A 19,845-nucleotide genomic window follows, 5' to 3' on the forward strand; every position below is an offset into this window, starting at 1 on the left:
GCTATGTACGTGGAAATGAGAGATATTTGTAAAAATTACGGAAACTTCCGGGCTTCCGACCATGTCAGCTTTGGCATTGAAAAAGGAAAATTAGTCGCACTGCTTGGACCTTCCGGAAGCGGAAAGACCACACTGCTTCGCATGATCGCGGGGCTTGAGACACCAAACAGCGGCGATATCTATATTGACGGGCAGCGTGTCAACGATGTGCCGGCGGCAAAACGAGGCATCGGTTTTGTATTTCAGAACTATGCATTGTTCCGTTATATGACCGTCTACGACAACGTAGCTTTTGGTCTCGAACTTGCCAAGGTGCCGAAAAAAGAAATCAAAAAGCGCGTGACCGAACTGCTGGAACTGACCGGATTAAGCGGAATGGAAAAGCGTTATCCGAACCAGTTGTCGGGCGGGCAGCGTCAGCGAGTGGCATTTGCCCGCGCACTTGCACCGAATCCGCAGGTACTTCTTCTCGATGAGCCGTTTGCGGCAATCGATGCAAAAGTCCGCACCGAACTTCGCAACTGGCTTCGCGAGATGGTTGTAAAGCTTGGCATTACAAGCATTTTTGTCACCCACGATCAGGATGAAGCCGTCGAGGTGGCCGATGAGATTATCATCACAAACCATGGACATATCGAGCAGATGGGAACGCCGATGGAAATTTATAAATCACCGGACACCCCGTTCGTGGCACAGTTTATCGGCCGTTCCTCGATCGTAGAGCATTATGAGCGTCTGCTTGGATTTGATCCGGTCGAGGGCGCAACCCACGCAGTTATCCGTCCGGAATTTGTCCGCATGTCCAGAAGCGAGCCACCGCAGCACATGAGTGCCGCCGAGCGTGGAATCGTAAAAGATGTGATATTCCGGGGAAATCATCTGGATGTTGTCGTTGATGTGGGAGGTATCCCGATCGTCACCGAGCGCTCACTTGAAAAAGATCCGGTTGAAATTGGAGAACAGGTATATGTCTTAATTTACCGCCTGTATATATTTGATGAAAACCAGACCTATCTTGTAGAAAATAAGGAAATGCAGGAAGGCGAGGTCTTCTACATTTAATCACAAGGAAGGATTACTTATGAAAATCGAGGGAAAAAAAATACTCCATACGGATGTCCTCATCATCGGCGGCGGCACAGCAGGCTGCTACGCGGCAATGACCATCCGTGAACAATCCGATTATTCCATAATCATAGCAGAAAAAGCCAACATCAAGCGCAGCGGCTGTCTGGCAGCCGGAGTCAACGCGCTCAATGCCTATATCACCAAAGGTCATGTTCCGCAGGATTACGTGGACTACGCCACAAAAGATGCCGACGGCATCGTCCGGCCGGATCTGCTTTTGACCATGTCCGAAGGACTCAACCGTGTGACCGCCAAAATGGAACAGCTTGGTCTGGTCATCTTAAAAGACGAAAACGGCGAGTATGTGGCAAGAGGAAATCGCAATATCAAGATCAACGGCGAAAACTTCAAGCCGCTTCTTGCAGATGCTGTCAGCAAATTAGACGATGTGACCGTCATCAACCAGTTAAACATTACCGATTATCTGGTAAACAATCATAAGATCGAAGGAGCCGTCGGTTTTTCCATTGCAGGCGGTACGGCCTACGAGATCCGCGCAAAGAAAGTGCTGATTGCAACCGGAGGAGCCGCAGGACTTTACCGCCCGAACAATCCTGGCTTTTCCCGTCACAAAATGTGGTATCCGCCGTTTAACACCGGAGCCGGATATGCCATGGGAATTGAAGCCGGAGCCGAGATGACCACATTTGAGATGCGCTTTATCGCCCTGCGCTGTAAAGATACGATCGCTCCGACCGGAACGATTGCACAGGGTGTCGGAGCAAAGCAGATCAACGCACACGGAGAAGTGTATGAGACAAAATACGGTCTGACTACTTCCCAGCGTGTGTACGGAACTGTTGAAGAAAACGTACAGGGACGCGGACCATGTTATCTTCGCACCGAAGGCATCTCCGCAGAGCAGGATGAATCGCTCTTAAAAGCATACTTAAACATGGCGCCGGGACAGACCCTCAAATGGGTGGAATCCGGGAAAAATCCAAGCGAACAGAACGTGGAAATCGAGGGAACCGAGCCGTACATCGTAGGTGGTCATACCGCCAGCGGTTACTGGGTAGACACCGAACGAGAGACAACGATCCACGGGCTCTATGCTGCCGGAGATGTGGCAGGCGGCTGTCCACAGAAATATGTAACCGGCGCACTGGTGGAGGGCGAGATCGCAGCCCATTCCATCGTGCAGAAATTAAACGAAGAACAGGTGGCAGATACGGCGGCTTCTGATGAAGAAGCGGTTCTTGAACATAAAATTGCCGAGTATGATGCATTTCTCACAAAGCAGGCCCCGGCATTTACCGTTGAGGAACTCGAGGAAGCCATGCAGAAAGTCATGGACCAGTATGCAGGCGGAATCGGAACCCATTACCAGTTCAACGAAAAGCAGCTTGCCATGGCGGAAGAAAAAATAAAGAAACTGCAGATCCTTGCAAAAGGACTTGCGGCAGCCGATATGCATGAGCTGATGTTTATCTATGAGCTGAAAGAACGCCTGACCGTGTGCTTGACTGTGATCGCACATCTGCGTGCACGCAAGGAGACACGCTGGCACAGTTTCGCGGAGAATCTGGATTATCCGGAGAAGAGTGATGCATGGCTCTGCTATGTAAACTCGAAAAAGAACGGGGACCAGATTACGATGATCCGCAGAGATCTGGTGAAAGGAGGAGAAACCTATGAGCATCGCGATTGATTCCATGAAATGCAGGGCATGTGGAAAATGTCTGGATGTCTGTCCGGGAAGCCTGATCGTGCGCGGCGAAGACAAAAAAGCCGTGATCCGGTATCCGAAGGACTGCTGGGGATGTGCCTCCTGTATCAAGGAGTGTCCGTTTGAGGCAATTTCCTATTACCTGGGTGCCGACATCGGCGGCATGGGAAGCCAGATGACCGTTCATACGGAAGGAGATCTGTTACACTGGCGAATTAAAAAAACAGATGGTACAATAGAAACAATTGTTGTGAATAAAAAGGATTCGAATAAATATTAAGGAGGAAGATCATGAGTCAATTATCTCATCTTGATGCACTCGAAGCGGAAGCAATCTACATTATCCGTGAGGTAGCGGCAGAGTGTGAAAAACCAGTAATGCTTTATTCCATAGGAAAGGACAGTTCGGTAATGCTTCATCTTGCCATGAAAGCATTTTATCCGGAGAAGCCGCCATTCCCATTTTTACATGTGAACACGACATGGAAATTCAAGGAAATGATTCAGTTCCGTGATGAGACGGCAAAGAAACTTGGGATTAACATGATCGAGTATATCAACGAGGACGGTGTAAAGCGTGGCATCAATCCGTTTGATTACGGCAGCCAGTACACCGACATCATGAAGACACAGGCATTAAAACAGGCGTTGAATAAATACGGATTTACTGCAGCATTCGGCGGCGGACGTCGTGATGAGGAAAAATCCCGTGCAAAAGAGAGAATTTTCTCTTTCCGTAATGAGAATCATGCATGGGACCCGAAGAACCAGAGACCGGAGATGTGGAAACTTTATAACTCCAAGATCAACAAGGGTGAGAGCATCCGTGTGTTCCCGATTTCCAACTGGACGGAGACGGATATCTGGGAGTACATAAAGAGAGAAAACATCGATATCGTGCCGCTGTATTTTGCAGCAAAGCGTCCGGTGATTGAGCGTGACGGACAGATTATCATGGTGGATGATGATCGTCTGAAACTTCGTCCGGGTGAGAAAATTGAATACAAGAATGTGCGTTTCCGTACCTTGGGATGCTATCCACTGACCGGTGGAATCGAATCCAACGCGACCACATTAGATGAGATTATTGACGAGACCTTGAGTGCTGTAGAGTCTGAGCGGACCACCCGTGTCATTGACAACGAGGCAGCCGGCAGCATGGAACGAAGAAAGAGGGAGGGTTATTTCTAAAATGAGCGGATTATTGAAATTTATTACCTGCGGTAGTGTAGACGATGGAAAGTCCACACTGATCGGACATATTTTATACGATTCCAAACTGCTTTACGCAGATCAGGAGAAAGCGTTGGAGCTGGATTCCAAAGTAGGAAGCCGCGGCGGTGCGATTGACTATTCCCTTCTTTTGGATGGACTGATGGCAGAGCGTGAGCAGGGTATCACCATTGATGTGGCATACCGTTATTTTACCACCGAAAAGAGAAGTTTTATCGTTGCAGATACACCAGGACATGAGGAGTACACCAGAAACATGGCAGTCGGTGCTTCCTTTGCAGATCTGGCAGTTATTCTTGTGGATGCCAAGCAGGGCGTGCTTGTACAGACCAGAAGACATGCCAGAATCTGTGCACTGATGGGAATCCGTTACTTTGTATTTGCTGTAAATAAGATGGATCTTGTCGATTACAGTGAGGAGCGTTTCAAGGAGATCGTTGACCAAATTCAGGAACTTTCCAAGGAACTGCATTTAGCAAGTGTCAAGATCATTCCGGTATCTGCAACCGAGGGTGACAATGTCACCACCCATTCCGACAATATGCCATGGTACACGCAGGAGCCACTGCTTGCTTACTTAGAGAATATCGATGTGAGCGAAAAGAAGCAGGAGGAAGGCTTCTATATGCCGGTACAGCGTGTCTGCCGTCCGGATCACACGTTCCGTGGTTTCCAGGGACAGATCGAGAGTGGCGCTGTATCGGTCGGTGATACAATCGTGACTCTGCCAAGCAATGAGCATGCAAAAGTAAAGAGCATTTTAGTCGGAGATAAAGATGCACAGACTGCAGATGCAGGCCGTCCAGTTACCATCCAGCTTGACAAGGAAGTGGATGTATCCCGCGGATGTGTTCTCGCAAAAGATACGAAGCTTCCGGTCAGCAAGAAATTTACCGCAACAATCCTCTGGATGGACGATGAGGAACTGACCGTCGGCAAAGATTATCTCGTAAAACTCGGTACACGTACGATTCCGGGTATCTTAAAGAATATCCAGTACAAGATTGATGTCAACACCGGTGAATTTATTCCGGTTGGCCGCCTGCGCAAGAACGAGATTGCGGTCTGCGATCTGGTATTGCAGGAAGAGATCGTCATTGATGCTTTTGCAAAGCATAAGACATTGGGAGAACTGATCCTGATCGACCGTATTTCCAACATGACCTCCGCATGTGGTGTTGTGGAAAATCCAACGCTCGATGAGACGAAAGACTTAAAATGCGCATTTGCCCACGGAAATCTCAAGGCAAACGGAGATATCTTCGAGGAATATTACTATGACCTTGAGGCTATGAACGTCTTTAAGGTACAGCCTTCCGATAAAACTTACACGATCGGTGATGTGATTCCGGTCAAGGGTGAGACGTATCAGTATCCGGACAGCTTTGATGTGGTTGTTCTGCGTGAGCAGGTAGTGGTATCCATCCGTGACCAGAAGGTTACTGCAATTATTCCGCTTGCTGACTTTGCATACAACGATGTGCCTGTCATCAACGGCCGTGGATTTGCAGTTCATGTAACAAGTGCCGCAGATGTGGATGCGTTCAAGAAGGAGCTTTCCGCAGAGGGCAGTGAGATTTCTGAGAACTTCTTTAATAAGTGGGTTGATTTTGAGACTTACCGCCGCATCGTATTTAAGGATGAGCACTGGACAGAATAATAATTTTATTATGAGAATGGAATCCCTGCTGGTTTTCACCAGTGGGGATTTTTTTGGTGGAAAAATAAGTGGAAATAAAAGGTTGACAATAGGGTATGATTGCGGTATATTAACTATAACATATTAAACCTATTAGATAAGTATGAATTAGGGGAAATGAAATGGGATTCAACACAGAACTACTACATGGTACAAAAACCGGAGATCCGGTGACCGGAGCCACACTTACCCCGGTGTACCAGTCCAGTGCTTTCTTTCAGCCATCGGCAGAGCAGCATGAGAAGCTGTTTCACAACAAAGCTGCTGGATATTCTTACACAAGAATCAATAACCCGACCATCGCAGCATTTGAAGAACGCATGACGGTTCTGGAAAAAGGTGTGGCATCCGTTGCCTGTGCATCCGGCATGGCGGCAATTACCAATGCCCTTCTGAATATCGTAGGAAGTGGTGATGAGATCATCACAAGCACCAGCCTGTATGGAGGAACGATTGATCTTTACCACGATCTGGAAGCGTTTGGAATTACAACAATTTTTGCAGATACGAATGATCTGGAAGATCTCGAATCAAAGATCACGGATAAGACGAGAGTCATCTTCGCGGAGACGATTGGAAATCCAAAGCTGGATGTGACCGACATCCCGGCACTTGCAGGGATCGCAAAGCGGCACAATCTTCCGCTCATGATCGATAATACGGTAGCTACCGCGTTTCTCGTTCGTCCGCTCGAACTTGGCGCAGACATCGTAATCAATTCCACATCCAAATACATCAACGGCAACAGCAGTGCCATCAGTGGTGTGATCACCGATGCGGGAAGATTCAAATGGGATCTGGAGCGGTATCCGGGCATGAGAGACTATAAAAAGTTTGCAAAATTTGCCTTTACTGCAAAACTGAGAAACGGATTGTTCCGCAACATGGGAGCCTGTATGGCGCCGCAGACTGCATACTATAATCTGCTTGGTATGGAGACACTGGGGCTTCGTATGGAGCGGGCGTGTGACAACGCAATGCAGCTTGCGGCTTATCTGGAAACCATTCCGGGAATCAGCGTAAACTATCCGGGACTTGCATCGAGTCCGTGGAACGGTGTGGCAAAGCAGTTGCTGGATGGAAGATTTGGAGCAATTTTAACCATTCGCGTGGGAAGCAAGGAACGCGCTTTTGCAATCATGAATGCGCTGACGATTCCACAGATCGTATCCAATATCGGAGATACCAAGACACTGATCGTGCATCCGGAATCCACACTGGCGGCACACTCAACCGAGCAGGAAAAGATTGACGCTGCCGTATTTGATGATATGATAAGAATAAGTGTCGGTATTGAGGATATCGAAGATCTGAAGCAGGATTTTACAGCAGCAATCCAAAATACCGCCGGATAAACAAAGAAAAATACACAAGGTTTAAAGGAGAGAGTAATGGCTGTTGATTATGCTACATTGAAAAAAGGCGGATTTATGCGCCAGAAACAAAAAAATAATTTTTCCCTGCGGCTGGCTGTGGTAGGTGGAAATCTTACAGCAGAGAATTTACAGATTATCGCAAAGGTTGCAGAAAAATACGGAGACGGACACGTACATCTGACTTCCCGTCAGAGTGTGGAAATCCCATTTATCAAACTTGACGATGTAGAAGAAGTTAAGGAAGTGCTGGCAACCGGGGGATGTAAGCCGGGTGTGTGTGGACCGCGTGTCCGTACGATTACAGCCTGTCAGGGATCGGCGGTATGCCCTAGTGGAAATATTGACAGTTATGATATTGCAAAAAAACTGGATGAGCGTTATTTTGCAAGAGAACTTCCGCATAAGTTTAAATTTGGTGTAACCGGATGCCAGAACAACTGCTTAAAGGCAGAAGAAAATGATGTCGGAATCAAGGGTGCATCTATTGTGGAATGGGAGGAAGCAGCCTGCATCAACTGTGGGATCTGTGAGAAGATCTGCCGCGTGGATGCAATCAGCACCGTGGACGGAAAAATCGTTCTCGATGAGGAAAAATGTAACAACTGCGGACGCTGTGTAAAGGCCTGTCCGACCGATGCATGGAAAGCGACACCTGCATTTGAGGTATCTTTCGGTGGACTGTTTGGAAACCGCGTATACAAGGGCGAGAATTATCTTCCGCTTGTGACATCCGAGGAACAGTTATTCCGCATTACCGATGCGGCAATCCAGTTCTTTGATGACAATGCCAATCCGGGAGAGCGTTTCCGCATGACACTCGAGAGAGTGGGACTTGATAAATTTGAAGAGAAGATAAAGGAGGCATACAATGGCTGATTTTACAATTGATGAAACTGTAGATATTACGGATGTGGTCTGCCCGATGACGTTTGTCAAGGCAAAGGTGGCCATGGAAGAGTTAGAGATCGGACAGGTGCTTTCCGTACATATGAATGATGGAGAGCCGGTGCAGAACGTACCGAGAAGTTTCAAGGAAGAGGGACAGCAGGTATTAAAGCTGATCGACAATGAAGATGGAACTTATGACCTTATTGTAAAGAAACTCGAAGAGTAGACAAGAGAGGTTAAGCGTATGGCAGCAAGAGTAAGTAAAGATAATTTTGAAGCGGAGGTTTTGCAGGCTTCTACACCGGTACTGGTGGAGTTTTATTCCGATTCCTGCATTCCGTGCAAACAGATGTCACCGATTCTTGGCGATATCGAAGATGATTATGAGGATCGCTTAAAAGTGGTCAAAGTCAATGCAAATTTTGACGGGGAACTGGCAGAACAGTATTCCGTTATGGTTTCTCCGACCATCCTGTTTTTCAAAGATGGAAAGGAAGCAGAGCGTGTGCGCGGTCTGATTAAGAAACCGGAACTGGAAGAAATTGTGAAAAAATATATTTAGGAGGAGTTACCGATGAAAGTAACAATCGCAGGAAACGTAAAAGAGATTAAAGAGGGAACAACACTGGCACAGCTCGTTGTTGACGAGAAAGTGGAGAATCCGGAATATGTGACCGTTACCGTAAACGATGATTTCGTAGAAAATCATGATCTTGCAAACGTAACATTAAAGGAAAACGATGTAGTTGAGTTCTTATACTTCATGGGAGGAGGAAGCTTCTAATGGCATTTACCAATGAGCAGATGGAGCGTTACAGCCGTCACATCATCCTGCAGGAGGTTGGTGTCAAGGGTCAGAAAAAGCTCCTTAACGGAAAAGTTTTGATTATCGGTGCAGGCGGACTTGGTGCACCGGCAGCAATGTATCTTGCCGCAGCCGGTGTGGGCACCATCGGTATTGTGGACGCAGATGAAGTGGATCTGTCCAACTTACAGCGTCAGATCATTCACGGCACCGCAGATGTAGGAAAAGCAAAGGTAAAATCTGCAAAAGAAACCATGAATGCAATGAACCCGGATGTAACGGTAAATACATACCGTGAGTTTGTTACTTCTGAAAATATTATGGATCTCATTAAAGATTATGATTTCATCATTGATGGAACCGATAACTTCCCGGCAAAATTCTTAATCAACGATGCCTGTGTAATGGCAAAGAAGCCATTCTCCCATGCAGGAATCATCCGTTTCAAGGGTCAGCTCATGACCTATGTTCCGGGAGAAGGACCATGCTACCGTTGTGTATTCAAGAATCCACCACCAAAGGATGCAGTTCCGACCTGCAAGCAGGCTGGTGTCATCGGCGCAATGGGCGGTGTCATCGGATCCTTACAGGCGATGGAAGCCATCAAATATCTGATCGGTGTTGGCGATCTCTTAACCGGAAAGCTTCTGACTTTTGATGCGTTAAAGATGGAATTCCACACGATCAAACTGCCAAAGGCAGATCATAAGTGTGCCATCTGTGGCGATCATCCGACCATTACAGAACTGATCGATTACGAGCAGATCGAGTGCCCGGATCATTGAGGTATCGCGTAAGCGATATCTCCTACGCAAATCGCCTCTGCGAAGCAGACTTTATATGCGAACTGCTCCACATGAGGTATCGCGTAAGCGATATCTCCTGCGCAAATCGCCTCTGCGAAGCAGACTTTATATGCGATTTGCTCCTTGAAAAGGAGGAAAATTTTATGCTTACCATGAAAAAAGCAGACTATGAAAAAATCTTAGCTCATGCGAAGGAAAACCTTCCGGAAGAGGCATGTGGTCTGATTGCAGGTACCAAAGATGGTGATAAAAAAATCATTGAGAAGGTGTATCTGTTAGAAAATGTTGATCACACCAACGAGCATTTTTCTATGAATCCGAAGGATCAGCTTGCTGCTGTCAAAGATATGCGTGCAAACGGTCTGGTGCCGCTTGGCAACTGGCATTCCCATCCGGAATCGCCGTCACGCCCGTCCGAGGAAGATAAGCGTTTGGCATATGATCCGACGGTCAATTACCTGATTCTTTCCCTGATGGATAGGGATCAGCCGATGCTTAAAGCTTTTGACATTGACAAAGAGAAAAATGTGACGATTGAAGAACTGGTTATTCAGTAAAGGGTATCCGTCTGCGGATAGATTTTCTATCTGGGGTATCTCGCGTAAGCGATATCTCCTATGCAGCTTAGAAATTGTTGAATAGAAATGCTGCCTGTAACATATTGTTGTCAGGCAGCATTTTTCGGTAGTATGGTGCAAAGATTATATTTTTACATGATCAGTAACAAAAATGCCAGACCGTAATAAGTCACAACAGCCACAAGGTCATTGACGGTTGTAATGAGTGGACCGGATGCAACCGCAGGATCAATTTTTATCTTATGAAAAAACATGGGAATCTTTCCATGCAGTCATCAATTTTTTCGTGATCGGTTACCTATGGATAGGAGTGGACGATAATATCATCAAGCACATCATGTGCAACAAAAGCTACATCATGCTGCGGATATGCACAATAGAAAAGGGCTCAGGTATACAGTTTTATATATTCAGGCACAAAAAAAGCACCTACCAGTGCTTTAAACATCATGAATCGGCAAAATTCATTTTCCAGTGAAAACGATAATTTTGCCAGTGAAAAAAGCATCGGTATTCAAATGTCTACTTCGCCCAAAACTATCGCTACTGTCCATGAATTTCACCTCCATTACTCAGATTTTTATGATTGTGGATTTAAATCCTTGGTTATGGTAGCATTTGTAAATGGATTTTTCAACCCTGAATCACGTAAAATTTTTGTAAAAGGAGCATATTTTGTTATTATTGGAGAAAAGAAAATAGCGCATTGTATAGGGGTATGGTAAAATAGGAAAGAATAAAAATGCCATTATTTATGAAATAGATTTTTTTGAAAATCAGGAGGAATAACATGTACGATTTAGTCATTATAGGAAGCGGTCCGGCAGGACTTTCGGCAGCTGTTTACGCAAAGCGCGCCTGTTTGGATGTGGTTGTTTTAGAGAAAGAGCCGATGGGTGGCGGACAGATGATTTATACACAGGAAGTTGATAATTATCTGGGACTGCCGGAAACCAATGGGTTTGATCTGGCGCAGAAATTTGAGCAGCATGCAAAAGCACTGGAGGTTCCGTTCATCAGCGATGAAGTGGATAACGTAGAAAAAAATACAGACGGAACGTGGAAAATCACCGGTGCTTCCGGAACTGTTTATGAGACAAAAACAGTACTGCTGGCAACCGGAGCCGGACACCGGAAACTCGGGGTGCCGGGAGAAGAAACACTGGCAGGAGCCGGGGTGTCTTACTGTGCAACCTGTGATGGAGCTTTTTTCCGTAACAAGACAGTGGCGGTTGTCGGCGGTGGAGATGTGGCACTGGAAGATGCCCTGTATCTGGCAGCCGGATGTGAAAAAGTGTATCTGATTCACCGCAGACAGGAACTGCGTGGTACGAAAGTATTGCAGGAACAGGTGGAAAATGAGCCGAAGATCACCTTCCTGCCGGATACTGTGGTGAAAGAAATCTGTGGGGAGCAGATGGTCGATCATCTGGTAATTGCAAACACCGGAACAGGAGAAGAAAAAGAACTGCCGGTCAGCGGTATCTTTATCGCAGTCGGTATGAATCCGCAGACCGATGCGGTGGCTTCTGTGCTGGATTTAGATCATGGCTATGTGCGTGCCGGAGAAGACGGGGTGACGGAGCAGCCGGGGCTTTTTGTGGCAGGAGATGTCCGCACCAAGAAGCTGCGTCAGATTGTGACCGCGGTGGCGGATGGTGCCAACAGTGTGACAAGTATTGTGGAGTATCTCAAAACTTTATAAATTGCTGGTTAACTGCGGGGTCTGGGAGCCTTTGGGTTTGGCAAGTGGGACGGATTTGCGGGGGAGTTGTTTTAGATATAAGGTTTCTCTATGCGACGGAAGAAGGGGGACATTCTCTTTCTACAGAAAAATTTACAAGTCAGCGCCGATGTTGATTTCAGGTTGGTTTGGCAAAGGTTTTACTTTTATGCTATTAACGTTACATGATGGAACTACGGCGCAGTTGCAAATTTGTTCTTCCGAAAGAAATGTCCCCCTCCTTCCTGTGGATTGGAAAACCATAAGTAAAAGAATGATGCCCGCAAATCCTGTCTGTGTGACAAATATAAAGGCACCAGAACCTGCAGTTAAAGGGACGCCTCAAAAACAGCTACGAATCCCATGAACTGGAATAAACATAAAAATACCCTGTTAAATCACTCAATGATAAGGCCGGGTATCTATAGACGAAAAATTAAAGTTTTAGGTGACGGTTTTCCGAAATTTTACTGTTTGAAATTAGAAAATGTCACCTATATAGTAAAAATTGCTTTTCCAGATACCGGTTTTTTAGAAAAAGCGGTATCTGGAAAAGCAATTTTTGATCTATAGAGACCTTCCGGTATCTGAATGTTAAATTTTTAGCGTGTAGGTACCACAATGGTATCTTTTACATGAATTTTATTGGCATAGATACCACGGTGGAATTTTTTACTGAATTTTATTGGCATAGATACCACGGTGGAATTTTTTACTGAATTTTATTGGCATAGATACCGCGATGGCATCTTTCACATGAATTTTGATTATATAGCCCTCATCTTTCATTTATAAGTTCATAATGCCCGAGAATATAAAAGCTTCAATAGAACGATTGTTTCACAAAATACCAGCAATGAAATTTCCACTTATTTGCATGTCAAACTTCCAAAGTATTTATCACTTTACCGTAAGCACTCATTGTATGCATTTCCTTCCGGGAGCGCCTTTAACTGCAGGTTCTGGTGCCTTTATATTTATTCAACAGACAGGATTTGCGGAAATATGTTTCTCAATTATATTTTCACCAGCCAACAGGAAGAAGGGGGACATTTCTTTCGGAAGAACAAATTTGCAACTGCGCCGTAGTTCCATCATATAAAGCTAATAGCATAAAAGTAAAACCTTTGCCAAACCAACCTGAAATCAATATCGGCGCTAATTTGCAAATTTTTCTGTAGAAAGAGAATGTCCCCCTTCTTCCGTCACATTGAGAAAACTTATATTTAAAACACTCGCACAAATTCGTCGCATTGAAAAAACTTATATTTAAAACATCTGCACAAACCTCCGTGATAGTGCTATAATGATACAAAATTGTATGTCGGAACAGCAAAGGAGAAATGCCGTGCAGATACTTTTAACATTAGATAAAAAAGATTATGAAGAGGGAATGCCCGTGTTCGAAAAATACTCGACACGCGGCGTGATTATTCGTGATGGAAAAATTGCAACACAACATGGCAGTGCCGGAGATTATAAAATTCTCGGCGGAGGTGTGGAACCGGGCGAGAAGCTGGAAGATGCGCTGATTCGTGAAGTGGGGGAGGAGTCCGGGCTTATTGTGATTCCGGAATCCATCCGTCCGATTGGAGAAATTGTGGAGCGGCGGCGAGATCTGTTTGAAAAAAACAAGATCTATGTCTGTCACTCCTGCTTTTTTTTCTGTGATGCAAAAGAAGAAATGACACAGACGCATATGACCGAAAGCGAGATTGCGAAAGGATTTCATCTGGAGTGGGCAACCGCACAGGAGATTATCGATGGGAACGAACCATTTTGTGCGACGCAGCCATGGAGTTTCCGGGATCGGGAATTTGTTAAAATGCTTGTGGAAAAAAAGATTCTCACCACATAGTTTTTACAAACAATTTACATAGGAAAGAAGTCTGTATTTACATGCCCCTGTTATCCTGTAGAAAAGTGGAGAATAGAATAGGATAGATATAACAGAAAGCAGGGAAGGTAAGTTATGGATGAATTAGAAAAACTCCGGAAGCACTGGGAAGATGATAATTTTCAGAGAAAACATGCACTGGCAAGAGAGATTGTGGTAAACCGGCTGCGGGAACTGAACCGGGAATATGAAGAAAAAACAGGACAGGGATTTGTACGTTTTATCGAAACACGGATGAAGACACCGGAGAGCATTGCAGAAAAGCTGCAACGCAAGGATTATGACGTGGATTTTGATACCGCAGTTACTGCACTGAACGATATTTCCGGGATCCGCTGTATCTGCTACAGTGTCAAGGAAATCTACTGGATTGCGCGGCAGATCGGAAAAACAGACACATATACCGTAGTAAAGGCAAAAGATTACATTCGAAAACCAAAGAAAAATGGGTATGAGAGTTACCATATCGTTCTGGATATCCCGATGTCTTACAAAGGAAAGACAACTGTGGTTCGTGTGGAATTGCAGCTGCGGACGATGATCATGGATGCGTGGGCAGGAATGGATAACCGGGTTTCTTACAAAAAAGGAGTTCCGCCGGAAATGGAACGCCGCATTGAAAAATATGCCAGGATCGGAAGAAGACTTGATAAACTGATCCAGAAAACGCTTGATGATTCAAAAACCGTATAAAGGTATGGAATCTCCTCAAAATATGTGCTAAAATGCTTTTATATCATGAGCACAGGGATTAACCTGTACAATACCGACAGCATGGGGTTAGGAGATATACACAGATGATCGACAAAAAGAAGTTAAAAGATGTCATGAAGAAGCAGGATCTTAAGCAGGAGAAACCAACAGATCCAAGCATGACACTTGATGTAAAAAATGAAGATGTGGAAGCACAGATAGATCTATATCTGAAAGAAAAAACCGGTGAGAATTTAAATGCCCTGATCGAGCTGATGCGAACCAGACGTGTGCTTGTTCCGGCAAATTTAAATGATGAAAAGAAGCCGGTTCCGTGTCTGATCAACAGTCCGAAAAACGGAATGTTTCTTCCAATTTATACAAGTAAAAAGGAGATTCCGGAATCTCCGAGGAGTGAAGCAGTTATAAACATGCCGTTCCTTGCAACGAATAACATGGTTTTTCAGCAGGATGAAAAGGTATCCGGAATAGTGATCAATCCATTCACACAGAATCTGATTTTTAAACGTGCACTGGTGGAAAAAATCGAGGAAGTGGAAAAGAAGCGTAAAGAGGGAGCGCAGCCAAAGAAGATGCAGCTTACACAGGAACAGTATCTGTTGTTTGAACGTAAGCAGTTTGAATTTGGTTTTATGCCAAAGCGCTTTTTTGCGCAGGGCAAACAGATGATGGATGACCTCTGCGAGAAGAAAGAAGAATATATGGATCAGTTTTTTGAGGAATGTTATCAGCAGAAACGTATGTATCCGTATCTGCCGGAAGATTTCTCCGTTATGGTTATGGATTTGTCCGACAGTTTACTGATTGTCCGTGTGGATCTGCCGGTACGCGATATGGGAGTTCCATCCTGTTTCCGTGTATATTTTGCATGGAATGACGAAACGCAGGAGGGCAGATATTTTACGATTGAACGGACCCAGGATCCGGGAAAACATCTGCTTGGAGAATTCAAAAAAGACTGGAAGCATGTTGACTATGGAGAGGCTCCGGCAGAGGGAGCCGAGTTGCAGCGTGTGCTGGATATTATCCGGCAGCCGGGCGAAAATTAAAAGAAAAAGTGTGTCAGGGAAATAAATCTGGCACACTTTTCTTTTTATGGTCTGGCAAGAATATCCGCAAAAGTAGCGCGGACAACCCGTGCCAGATCCTGAGGGTCAAGCCGGATGCTGGTTCCGATACGGCCGCCGCTTACATAAATTTCAGAATATTGCCTGGCAGAGGCATCGATAACGGTTGGAAATGCTTTTTTCATGCCAAGAGGACTGCAGCCTCCACGGACATAACCAGTGATTGCAGTTAAATCTTTGACATGGATCATTTCTACGGATTTCTCGGAAACTGCACGCGCGGCAGCTTTCAGATCAACCTCTTCGGCAATCGGAATGACAAATACGTAGTATTTTTTGCTTTTGCCCTGCATGACAAGTGTCTTGTAAGTCTGGGCAACCGGGGTGCCAGTGGCTTCGGCAGAATGAATTCCATCTATAAATTCGTCACATTCATAAGTCAGCAGTTCATAGGGAACCTTATTTCGTTCCAGAATACGCACGGCATTGGTTTTTACTTCTTTTCCCATGATATTCACCTCCGCGCACAGTATATCATTTTTAGAGGAAAAGTTGAACAATAAAAAAGGAAATGTTATAATGTTGCAAAAGATATTTCAAAAGGGGGCGTCATTTCATGAGAGAATTTTTGAAGCGGGCAAAGGCGGATTATCTGCTTTCTTCTGTTTTGTGTATTGTGCTTGGAATTATTTTTGTTGTGTGGAAAGGCGGAGTTATTGATGTGATCGGAACACTTCTTTCGATTGCAATGATCATCGTTGGAATTATTTATCTGGGAAGCTTTATTTTGAGCCTTGCAACATTTGGAGCTTCAACGATTGTCGGAATTCTGGTACTTGCAGTTGGAATCTGGTTTCTCATCCAGCCGTCGCTGATTGTCAGTCTGGTTCCGGTTATACTGGGTGTAGGACTTGTATTTCATGGAATTCGTGCGGTGACGGAGGCTGTGAATGCCAAAAAATACGGATATGAAAAGTGGGGCATGGATCTTGTATTTGCTATCATCTGTCTGGTCTGCGGTCTGGTCTGTGTTTTTTGTCCGCTTACCGTATTGAAACAGTTTATTATGCTGGTAGGAATCGTGCTGATTATCAACGGAGCGCTGAATCTGTGGATTGCTGTCACAGCAACGCGTGCAGCGAGGGATTACAGACGGCGCACAGAGACTGTTGATACAGAGTTTGTGGAAAATGAAGGTGACCGTGATGAGACAGATGGAATTTAAAATGGAACGTCCGGGACTGACCAAAGCAGGGGATCATCTGAAGGTGACAGAGGGAAAACTTCCAACTTCCTATTATTATACCATTGAGCATGCAATAGCCATGTCAGGAAATTATGCGGTAGGCGAACGTTTAAAAAGCCGGGAAGGCGATGTGATTGATGTGAAGGAGACAGAAAAAGGGTACTTTGTGACCATGGAATTTGACGAATAAGGATAACAGACGAAATGGCAATACAGGGCAAAACCGATATTGACCAGCTGCTTGCAAAAAGTTTGAAAGAGATTGCTGTCAGGCGGCCGGTAGAAAAAATTACAATTAAAGAGATAACTGATAAAGCAGGGGTCATCCGGCCAACGTTTTACAATCATTTTCAGGATAAATTTGAGCTTATTGAATGGATCATCCGGACAGAACTGTTAGAGCCGGTAGAACCTCTGATCCGGAATGATATGATTATAGAAGCAATGGTTCTGCTGTTTACCAACATTGAAAAGGACAAGGCATTTTATTCACAGCTGGTAAAAATGGAGGGACCGGTCAAATTTCACGATATCGCAAAAAAATGTGTGCGGGAAGTATTGCTTGAATTGATTCAAAACGAAAGCAGCGGAAGGGTTTCAAAACACAAATGGCTGACGCCGGAGGTGATATCTTCCTATTATGCACAGTCCATGTGTTTTGCAACAGAGGAATGGATCAGCATGGGAATGACCATCTCGCCGCGCGAAATGGCCGAAGCATATCAGTATATGCTGACCCGGTCTCTGACCGACATCATCAAAGAATTATAAAAAGAATATGCGATGACATTTTGAATGATTTGTATACGAATTCATACAAATCACTCAAAATGTATAATCATGCAGTACATGACGAAAAGATTGAATATTTTCATATTCGGTCTTTTTTTTTATGATAGGCTGAGAGAAAAATAGAGGATGGTGAAAAAAATGATTAAATTTGGAAAAGGAGTCGTTAAATGTCGGTTTCTGATTTTGATCCTGGCTTTTTTACTGCTGATTCCATCCGCGATCGGCTATATGAAAACCAGAATTAATTATGACATTTTGTCCTATCTGCCGGGACAGATTGAAACGATGAAAGGGCAGGATATCCTTCTGGATGAATTTGGAACAGGCGCGTTCTCTTTTGTAGTTGTTGAGGGAATGCAGGATAAGGATCTGCAGAAAATAGCAGATAAGATTGAGGATGTACCTCATGTAAAAAATGTTATCTGGTATGGTTCTATTATGGATTTTAGTATTCCAAGAGAAGCACTTCCGGATGATATCTACAACTTTTTCAATAACAAAGACGCAGACAGCCAGCTGATGGCAGTCCTGTTTGATGAGTCCATGTCGTCGGACGGCACCATGGATGCGATCCAGACGATCAATGATCTGGTTGGAAAGCAGTGTTTTGTCAGTGGTATGGCATCGGTGAACAATGATATCCGAAAACTGGCAGAGAATGAGAGTGTGATCTATGTTCTGATTGCCGTTGTGCTTTCTCTGATCGTATTATCACTTACGATGGATTCCGTAGTTGTTCCGTTCCTGTTTTTGATCAGTATCGGCATGGCAATTATTTACAATCTGGGTTCCAACGTATTTTTCGGGGAGATTTCTTATATTACCAAGGCACTGGCGGCGGTACTGCAGCTCGGTGTTACAATGGATTATTCCATTTTCCTGTGGCACAGTTATCAGGAGCAGAAGGAGCGGTTTGACGGAGATAAAAACCGTGCCATGGCACATGCGATTTCCAATACAATTACTTCCGTGGTCAGCAGCTCCATTACAACAGTTGCCGGATTTATCGCACTGTGTTTTATGAGCTTTACCCTTGGAAAAGACCTTGGTATCGTTATGGCAAAGGGGGTTGTCTTTGGCGTTATCGGATGTGTAACGATTCTTCCGTCCCTGATTCTTGTCTGCGATAAGGCAATCGAAAAGACCAGACATAAAGTAATTCTTCCGGATCTGGGAAGAATTGCAGGATGGATCACAAAGCATCATGTGGTATTTGTCATTGCGTTTCTGGTTGTGCTGATTCCGGCAATCTATGGATATACACATACCGGTGTATATTATGATCTGACGGGTACGCTGCCGGAGACTTTCAGCAGTAAAGTCGGAAATGATAAGCTGTCCGAACAGTATCATATGGGTGCCACCCACATGGTTCTGGCAAAAAGCAGTCTGTCCGAAAAAGACAGTATGAATATGATCGATGAGATCAAAAAAGTTGACGGGGTAAAACTTGCGGCTTCGATGGATTCCCTGACCGGACCGATGGTTCCGCAGGATGTCATTCCAGATGATGTGAAGGAGATCTTCAAGAGTGGGGATTATCAGATGATGGTCATTGTTTCGGAATATGCATCTGCAACGGATGAAGTAAATAAACAGTGTGATGAGATCAATGCGATTATAAAAAAATACGATAATACCGCAATGCTGATCGGTGAGGCACCATGTACCAAGGATCTGATTGAGATTACCGATGTGGATTTCAAAAATGTAAGTATTATTTCTATTGCAGCTATTTTTATCATTATTTTACTGACATTTAAGTCCATTTCACTTCCAATCATTCTGGTATGTGTTATTGAATTTGCAATTTTCATCAACATGGGTATTCCAGCATATACAGGAACGGTGTTGCCGTTTATTGCATCCATTGTAATCGGAACCATACAGCTGGGAGCTACGGTTGATTATGCAATTCTTATGACGAACAAGTATAAGAAGAACCGTTTCCGCGGTATGGATAAGAAAGAAGCAATTACCGATGCATTGAGCAAGTCCATTCAGTCGATCATTGTCAGTGCGCTCAGTTTCTTTGCAGCAACGTTTGGTGTGGGATTATATTCCAACATCGATATGATCGGTTCATTATGTATGCTGATGGCACGTGGTGCGATCATCAGTATGATTGTCGTAATCTTTATTCTGCCAAGCATGTTCATGGTATTTGACCGTGTGATCTGTGCATCAAGTGCAGGATTTCGCAACAAAATCAAATAGGAGGATG

The 19,845-nt window shown here is 44.7% G+C and carries 22 protein-coding genes and 1 pseudogene; 21 read left to right on the plus strand and 2 right to left on the minus strand.

Annotated features, from left to right (window positions below):
* Positions 1-3 precede the first annotated feature (3 nt).
* The 12 genes from DXD06_RS03845 (at position 4) to DXD06_RS03900 (ending at position 10,161) form a co-directional block, all read left to right on the plus strand.
* Complete coding sequence (locus tag DXD06_RS03845; protein WP_022046731.1) at positions 4-1,062, plus strand: ABC transporter ATP-binding protein; 1,059 nt, start codon at positions 4-6, stop codon at positions 1,060-1,062.
* Between the two features lie 19 nt (positions 1,063-1,081).
* Positions 1,082-2,779, plus strand: coding sequence for an adenylyl-sulfate reductase subunit alpha (locus DXD06_RS03850; RefSeq protein WP_117830727.1), 1,698 nt, complete (start codon positions 1,082-1,084; stop codon positions 2,777-2,779).
* Entirely contained in the window at positions 2,763-3,077 is a 315-nt protein-coding gene (locus DXD06_RS03855; RefSeq protein WP_022046733.1) for a 4Fe-4S dicluster domain-containing protein, read from the plus strand. Before DXD06_RS03850 ends, DXD06_RS03855 begins: the two co-directional genes overlap by 17 nt.
* Positions 3,078-3,088: 11 nt before the next feature.
* Positions 3,089-3,988, plus strand: coding sequence for a sulfate adenylyltransferase subunit CysD (gene cysD / locus DXD06_RS03860; RefSeq protein ID WP_022046734.1), 900 nt, complete (start codon positions 3,089-3,091; stop codon positions 3,986-3,988).
* 1 nt (position 3,989) lies between these two features.
* The gene (locus tag DXD06_RS03865) at positions 3,990-5,690 is read left to right on the plus strand and encodes a sulfate adenylyltransferase subunit 1 (protein WP_117830728.1); all 1,701 of its coding nucleotides are present in this window, start codon (positions 3,990-3,992) and stop codon (positions 5,688-5,690) included.
* 161 nt (positions 5,691-5,851) lie between these two features.
* Positions 5,852-7,084 carry an O-acetylhomoserine aminocarboxypropyltransferase/cysteine synthase family protein gene (locus DXD06_RS03870; protein WP_117830729.1) on the plus strand — a complete coding sequence of 411 codons (1,233 nt, stop codon included), beginning with the start codon at positions 5,852-5,854 and terminating at the stop codon, positions 7,082-7,084.
* A 36-nt stretch (positions 7,085-7,120) separates the two neighbouring features.
* Positions 7,121-7,981 carry a 4Fe-4S binding protein gene (locus DXD06_RS03875; RefSeq protein WP_117830730.1) on the plus strand — a complete coding sequence of 287 codons (861 nt, stop codon included), beginning with the start codon at positions 7,121-7,123 and terminating at the stop codon, positions 7,979-7,981.
* Positions 7,974-8,219: a sulfurtransferase TusA family protein gene (locus DXD06_RS03880; protein ID WP_022046738.1), complete on the plus strand. Its 246-nt coding sequence runs from the start codon at positions 7,974-7,976 to the stop codon at positions 8,217-8,219. The genes DXD06_RS03875 and DXD06_RS03880 overlap by 8 nt, the downstream gene beginning before the upstream one ends.
* 18 nt (positions 8,220-8,237) lie before the next feature.
* Positions 8,238-8,555 (plus strand): thioredoxin family protein, encoded by a 318-nt coding sequence (locus tag DXD06_RS03885; RefSeq protein ID WP_117830731.1) that lies wholly within the window; start codon positions 8,238-8,240, stop codon positions 8,553-8,555.
* A gap of 12 nt (positions 8,556-8,567) precedes the next feature.
* On the plus strand, positions 8,568-8,777 hold the full coding sequence (gene thiS, locus DXD06_RS03890) for a sulfur carrier protein ThiS (RefSeq protein WP_117830732.1): 210 nt from the start codon (positions 8,568-8,570) through the stop codon (positions 8,775-8,777).
* Complete coding sequence (gene thiF, locus DXD06_RS03895) at positions 8,777-9,583, plus strand: thiazole biosynthesis adenylyltransferase ThiF (RefSeq protein ID WP_022046741.1); 807 nt, start codon at positions 8,777-8,779, stop codon at positions 9,581-9,583. The genes thiS and thiF overlap by 1 nt, the downstream gene beginning before the upstream one ends.
* 164 nt (positions 9,584-9,747) lie before the next feature.
* Positions 9,748-10,161, plus strand: coding sequence for a M67 family metallopeptidase (locus DXD06_RS03900; protein WP_117830733.1), 414 nt, complete (start codon positions 9,748-9,750; stop codon positions 10,159-10,161).
* A 152-nt stretch (positions 10,162-10,313) separates the two neighbouring features.
* Here DXD06_RS03900 and DXD06_RS03905 read toward each other — a convergent pair.
* Positions 10,314-10,442 (minus strand): annotated as a pseudogene (locus tag DXD06_RS03905) (magnesium transporter); the annotation flags it as partial.
* A 189-nt stretch (positions 10,443-10,631) separates the two neighbouring features.
* Between DXD06_RS03905 and DXD06_RS16945 the strand changes: the two are divergent.
* The 5 genes from DXD06_RS16945 to DXD06_RS03935 all read left to right on the plus strand — a co-directional run bounded on the left by DXD06_RS16945 (position 10,632) and on the right by DXD06_RS03935 (position 15,565).
* Positions 10,632-10,907 carry a hypothetical protein gene (locus DXD06_RS16945; protein ID WP_138344995.1) on the plus strand — a complete coding sequence of 92 codons (276 nt, stop codon included), beginning with the start codon at positions 10,632-10,634 and terminating at the stop codon, positions 10,905-10,907.
* A 65-nt stretch (positions 10,908-10,972) separates the two neighbouring features.
* On the plus strand, positions 10,973-11,887 hold the full coding sequence (locus tag DXD06_RS03910; protein WP_117830734.1) for an NAD(P)/FAD-dependent oxidoreductase: 915 nt from the start codon (positions 10,973-10,975) through the stop codon (positions 11,885-11,887).
* A 1,366-nt stretch (positions 11,888-13,253) separates the two neighbouring features.
* Positions 13,254-13,763: an NUDIX domain-containing protein gene (locus DXD06_RS03925; RefSeq protein ID WP_158569482.1), complete on the plus strand. Its 510-nt coding sequence runs from the start codon at positions 13,254-13,256 to the stop codon at positions 13,761-13,763.
* A gap of 114 nt (positions 13,764-13,877) precedes the next feature.
* Positions 13,878-14,495, plus strand: a complete 618-nt coding sequence (locus DXD06_RS03930) for a GTP pyrophosphokinase (protein WP_117830738.1) — start codon at positions 13,878-13,880, stop codon at positions 14,493-14,495.
* Positions 14,496-14,599: 104 nt separating this feature from the next.
* Positions 14,600-15,565 carry an SseB family protein gene (locus tag DXD06_RS03935; RefSeq protein WP_022044844.1) on the plus strand — a complete coding sequence of 322 codons (966 nt, stop codon included), beginning with the start codon at positions 14,600-14,602 and terminating at the stop codon, positions 15,563-15,565.
* 44 nt (positions 15,566-15,609) lie between these two features.
* On the opposite strand, the gene ybaK is transcribed toward DXD06_RS03935, so the two are convergent.
* On the minus strand, positions 15,610-16,092 hold the full coding sequence (ybaK, locus tag DXD06_RS03940) for a Cys-tRNA(Pro) deacylase (protein WP_022044843.1): 483 nt from the start codon (positions 16,090-16,092) through the stop codon (positions 15,610-15,612).
* Between the two features lie 107 nt (positions 16,093-16,199).
* On the opposite strand from ybaK, the gene DXD06_RS03945 reads away from it, so the two are divergent.
* From DXD06_RS03945 to DXD06_RS03960, 4 genes are all read left to right on the plus strand, one after another.
* Entirely contained in the window at positions 16,200-16,808 is a 609-nt protein-coding gene (locus DXD06_RS03945; protein WP_117830739.1) for an HdeD family acid-resistance protein, read from the plus strand.
* On the plus strand, positions 16,789-17,019 hold the full coding sequence (locus DXD06_RS03950; RefSeq protein ID WP_171029094.1) for a hypothetical protein: 231 nt from the start codon (positions 16,789-16,791) through the stop codon (positions 17,017-17,019). Before DXD06_RS03945 ends, DXD06_RS03950 begins: the two co-directional genes overlap by 20 nt.
* A 14-nt stretch (positions 17,020-17,033) precedes the next feature.
* Positions 17,034-17,600, plus strand: coding sequence for a TetR/AcrR family transcriptional regulator C-terminal domain-containing protein (locus DXD06_RS03955; RefSeq protein WP_117830740.1), 567 nt, complete (start codon positions 17,034-17,036; stop codon positions 17,598-17,600).
* A gap of 159 nt (positions 17,601-17,759) precedes the next feature.
* On the plus strand, positions 17,760-19,838 hold the full coding sequence (locus tag DXD06_RS03960; protein ID WP_117830893.1) for an efflux RND transporter permease subunit: 2,079 nt from the start codon (positions 17,760-17,762) through the stop codon (positions 19,836-19,838).
* The last annotated feature ends 7 nt before the right edge of the window (positions 19,839-19,845 follow it).

This window comes from Roseburia sp. TF10-5, from assembly GCF_003462365.1.
In the GTDB taxonomy this organism is placed as follows: Bacteria; Bacillota; Clostridia; order Lachnospirales; family Lachnospiraceae; genus Roseburia; species Roseburia faecis.